1 protein-coding gene is annotated in these 334 nt (G+C 65.9%); it reads left to right on the top strand.

Annotated elements, in window-relative coordinates:
• Positions 1–103: 103 nt before the first annotated feature.
• The coding region (locus NCR38_RS34035) for a hypothetical protein (protein WP_250478543.1) at positions 104–334 on the top strand (231 nt) is incomplete at its 3' end.

Genomic DNA, 334 nt, shown 5'->3' with positions numbered 1-334 from the left:
GTGTTGAAGATGCAGGGTCGAACGGGCAGGGCGCGGATGCGTCGACTTCCCCGTTTGCTGAGCGCCGAGCTGTTTTTACTGACGCGGCACCGCGTTCGTGTTCATGCAGCGCGATCATCGTTGCCTCCAAGTCCTGTTGCGTGAGCTCGCGCTGTTTCTTGGTGCCGGATGCGCGGCGTGGCGTGCGTACCTGCGCGCCGCGATGCGTGCGCGAGGGCGCCGTGCCAATGCTGCGGTTGTCGCGCTGAGCCTGCACCGCCTGCGCCAACTCAAGCACGTGCGCGAGACGCTTGCACTCGACGATCGCCCCCTGATCGACCTCGGTGAGACGGTC

The sequence above is a fragment of the Caballeronia sp. INML1 genome (genome assembly GCF_023631085.1).
In the GTDB taxonomy this organism is placed as follows: Bacteria; Pseudomonadota; Gammaproteobacteria; order Burkholderiales; family Burkholderiaceae; genus Caballeronia; species Caballeronia turbans.
This window is presented reverse-complemented; position numbering and strand designations above follow the sequence as displayed.